3 protein-coding genes are annotated in these 3946 nt (G+C 69.7%); 2 read left to right on the top strand and 1 reads right to left on the bottom strand.

Annotated features, from left to right (window positions below; genetic code table 11):
• Positions 1-52: 52 nt before the first annotated feature.
• Positions 53-367, top strand: a complete 315-nt coding sequence (locus E1200_RS31760; protein WP_131956115.1) for a hypothetical protein — start codon at positions 53-55, stop codon at positions 365-367.
• 55 nt (positions 368-422) lie between these two features.
• On the opposite strand, the gene E1200_RS31755 is transcribed toward E1200_RS31760, so the two are convergent.
• Positions 423-2258, bottom strand: coding sequence for an acyl-CoA dehydrogenase (locus E1200_RS31755; protein ID WP_131956113.1), 1836 nt, complete (start codon positions 2256-2258; stop codon positions 423-425).
• Between the two features lie 284 nt (positions 2259-2542).
• On the opposite strand from E1200_RS31755, the gene E1200_RS31750 reads away from it, so the two are divergent.
• Positions 2543-3880 (top strand): UDP-glucose/GDP-mannose dehydrogenase family protein, encoded by a 1338-nt coding sequence (locus E1200_RS31750; protein WP_131956111.1) that lies wholly within the window; start codon positions 2543-2545, stop codon positions 3878-3880.
• The last annotated feature ends 66 nt before the right edge of the window (positions 3881-3946 follow it).

Below are 3946 nucleotides of genomic sequence, written 5' to 3'. Positions count from 1 at the left end.
GGTCGTAAGGGGGTGACGTGTCCTATGGGGGCCGCTGAGCCGGAGGCTGTGCATGGATTACTTCATCGTTTTGATGATCATGGCTAGTGCCGTTGTGGCCGGGGGCGCTGCCTTTGTGGTCACGCGGGGTGATCTCAAGGTTGAGGGGAGGGTGGCGGCGGCGCTTTCCTGCGCTCTGTTGGTAGGGGCCGTCTCCCTGTTCATCCCCTACCTGCCCGTGCTCGTCTGCCTCGGCACCGTGGTCGGGTATCTCGTGTTGCGGCGCCTTTTCTCGGCGGGGTTGGCGCTTGCCGCTTCCGGTGTCGTTCTGCTCACCGGGTGCTCGTTCTCGGTGCTGCTCATGATGGCCGCGCTGGAGACCATGTGACGCGCGGCGGCCCCCGCCAGGAGCGGGCTGGCGGGGGCCGGGACGCGGAAGAGGCTTAGAACGCCTCTTCGGGGAGCTCCATCAGGTCGAGGGTGGTCGACTCCACCGTGGCGCGGTCGGCGGCCAGGCGGGGCAGGACGGTCTGGCAGAAGAACTGCGCCGCCGCGACCTTGCCGTTGTAGAACGCCTTGTCGGAGTCGGAGACTCCGCCGCCGCCGAGGGCGGTGAGGGCCACCTCGGCCTGGCGGGCCAGGAGCCAGCCGACGATGAGGTCGCCGAGGGCCATCAGCAGCCGGGTCGAGTTAAGCCCGATCTTGTACAGCTCCTTCGGGTTCTCCATCGAGGCGAGCGCCCAGCCGACCATCGGGTCGACCATGCCCTGCACGTCGTCCAGGGCGCGGCCGAGGAGGGCCCGCTCGTTCTTCAGCCGGCCGTTGCCGGCGTCCGACTCGACGAAGGCCCTGATGTCGCCGGCGAGGACCTTCAGCGCCTCGCCGTTGTCCCGGACGATCTTGCGGAAGAACAGGTCCTGGCCCTGGATCGCGGTGGTGCCCTCGTACAGGGTGTCGATCTTGGAGTCGCGGATGTACTGCTCGATCGGGTAGTCCTGCAGGAACCCGGACCCGCCGAGGGTCTGCAGCGATTCGGCCCCGAGCAGCGCGTACGCGCGCTCCGAGCCGAAGCCCTTCACGATCGGCAGCAGCAGGTCGTTGATCTTCTCCGCCGTCTCGTTCTTGCGGCCCTCGGACTCGGCGATCTGCACCTCGTCCTGGTAGGACGAGGCGAGCATGACCAGAGCGCGCATGCCCTCGGCGTACGCCTTCTGCGTCATGAGGCTGCGCCGGACGTCCGGGTGGTGGGTGATCGTCACCCGCGGGGCCGTCTTGTCCGTCATCTGCGTCATGTCGGCACCCTGCACGCGCTCCTTCGCGTACTCCAGCGCGTTCAGGTAGCCGGTGGACAGGGTGGCGATGGCCTTGGTGCCGACCATCATCCGCGCGTGCTCGATGACGAGGAACATTTGCTTGATGCCCTCGTGGACGCCGCCGACCAGGTAGCCGATCGCGGGGTGCTTCTCGCCGAAGGTCAGCTCGCAGGTCGTGGAGACCTTGAGGCCCATCTTCTTCTCGACGTTGGTCACGTAGGCGCCGTTGCGCTCGCCGAGCTCACCGGTCTCCACGTCCACTAGGTACTTCGGGACGAGGAACATCGACAGCCCCTTGGTGCCGGGACCCGCGCCCTCGGGACGGGCCAGCACCAGGTGGAAGATGTTCTCCGACATGTCGTGCTCGGCCGAGGTGATGAAGCGCTTGACGCCCTCGATGTGCCAGGTGCCGTCCGGCTGCTCGATCGCCTTGGCGCGGCCGGCGCCGACGTCGGAGCCGGCGTCCGGCTCGGTGAGCACCATCGTGGCGCCCCACTGCCGCTCGCGGGCCAGCTCGGCGAACTTCCTCTGCTCCGGGGTGCCGATGCGCCACAGGATCTGGGCGAAGCTCGGGCCGGACGAGAACATGTAGATGGCGGGGTTGGCACCGAGGACCTGCTCGGCGACCGCCCAGGTCAGGGAGCGCGGGGCGCCGGTGCCGCCGAAGTCCGGGCCGAGGTCGAGGCGGTACCACTCGGCGTCCATCCACGCCTGGTACGACTTCTTGAAGCTCTCCGGCATCGTGACGGTGCCGGTCGCCGGGTCGTACACCGGCGGGTTGCGGTCGGCGTCCTCGAAGGACTCCGCGAGCGGGCCCTCGGCCAGCCGGTCCATCTCGTCCAGGATGCTGCGCGCGGTGTCCTCGTCCAGGTCGGCGTACGGGCCGCTGCCGAGAAGGTCCTGGCGCCTGAACACCTCGAAGAGGTTGAACTCCAGGTCCCGGAGGTTGCTCTTGTAGTGCCCCATTCGAGACTCCGTTTAGTCCTGCGGTGCCAGGCCGGCCCCGCGCATCGTACTGGTCAGTAACTCAACCTCATGCTACCCGCTGGTAACTAGTGGCAACCACCCCCAAACGTCGCGAATCGGAGGAGGCAGGCCATATCGATATCACGTCCGGGGTACGGCGCGTGAGCTGACTCACACGTTCCGACCTGCGGGCGAGCCCCCGGCACGGCACCCGGCGCCGCCCGCGCGGACGCCGGTGGGAGGATCGGTCAGGCGAGAACACCGCGAATCAAAGGGAGGTGCGCATGGAACAGGGGGATTCCGACGCCCCGAGACTGACCGTCATCGGGACCGGCTATCTCGGCGCCACGCACGCGATCTGCATGGCCGTCCTCGGCTTCGAGGTCCTCGGTGTGGACACCGACCCCGCGAAGATCGAACGGCTGGCCGCCGGCGAGGCCCCGATCTTCGAGCCCGGCCTGCCCGAGCTGCTGACCAAGGCGCTCGACTCCGGCCGCCTGCGGTTCACCACCTCCTACGCGGAGGCCGGCGAGTTCGGCGACGTCCACTTCCTGTGCGTCGGGACGCCGCAGCGCCCCGACTCCGACGCCGCCGACCTGTCCTACGTCGAGGCCGCCGTCCGCTCCCTCGCGCCGCACCTGCGCCGCCGCTCCCTCGTCGTCGGCAAGTCCACGGTTCCCGTCGGGACGGCGCAGCGGCTCACCGGGATCGTCCAGGAGCTCGCGCCCGCGGGCACGGACGTCGAGCTGGCGTGGAACCCCGAGTTCCTCCGCGAGGGCTTCGGCGTGGACGACACCATGCACCCCGACCGGCTCGTGTTCGGCGTCGCGTCCGACTGGGCGCACGAGCGGCTGCGGGCGGCGTTCAAACCCGTCCTCGACCAGGGGACGCCGGTCGTCCGCACCGACCTCGCCACGGCCGAGCTGGTCAAGGTCGCCGCCAACTCCTTCCTCGCCACCAAGATCTCCTACATCAACGCGATGGCCGAGGTGTGCGAGGCGGTCGGCGCCGACATCAAGGACCTCGCCGACTCGCTCGCGCTCGACGACCGCATCGGCGGCAAGTTCCTGCGGCCCGGCCTCGGCTTCGGCGGCGGCTGCCTCCCCAAGGACATCCGCGCGTTCGCGCACCGCGCCGAGGAGATCGGCGTCGGGCAGGCCGTGTCGTTCCTGCGCCAGGTGGACGACATCAACCGGCGCCGCCGCGCCCGCACCGTCGACCTCGTCCGCGAGGTCCTCGGCGGCGACGTCGCCGGCAAGCGGATCGCCGCGTGGGGCGCCGCGTTCAAACCCAACTCCGACGACATCCGGGACGCGCCCGCGCTGGACGTGGCGCACACCCTGCACGGGCTCGGCGGCGACGTCCGCGTCTACGACCCGGCGGCGCTCGGCAACGCCCGCCGCGCCTTCCCCGACCTGCGGTACGGCGACGGCGCGTTCGAGGTCGCCGAGGACGCCGACGTGGTCGTCCTGCTGACCGAGTGGTCGGTGTTCCGGGAGGTGGAGCCGGAGGCGCTGGCCGAGGTGGTGGGCCACCGGCGCATCGTGGACGGCCGCCACGCCCTGGACGCCGCGAGGTGGCGCGCGGCGGGCTGGGAGTACCGCGCCCTCGGCCGCTCCTGACTCGTTGACTTGCGGCATGTTGTTGTTATGGCGGGCCGGATAACAACAACACGCCGCAAGTCAACG

The organism is Actinomadura sp. GC306 (assembly GCF_004348665.1).
Classification (GTDB): Bacteria; Actinomycetota; Actinomycetes; order Streptosporangiales; family Streptosporangiaceae; genus Spirillospora.
Note: the sequence above shows the minus strand (reverse complement) of the source record. Positions and strands in the feature narration are given on the sequence as shown.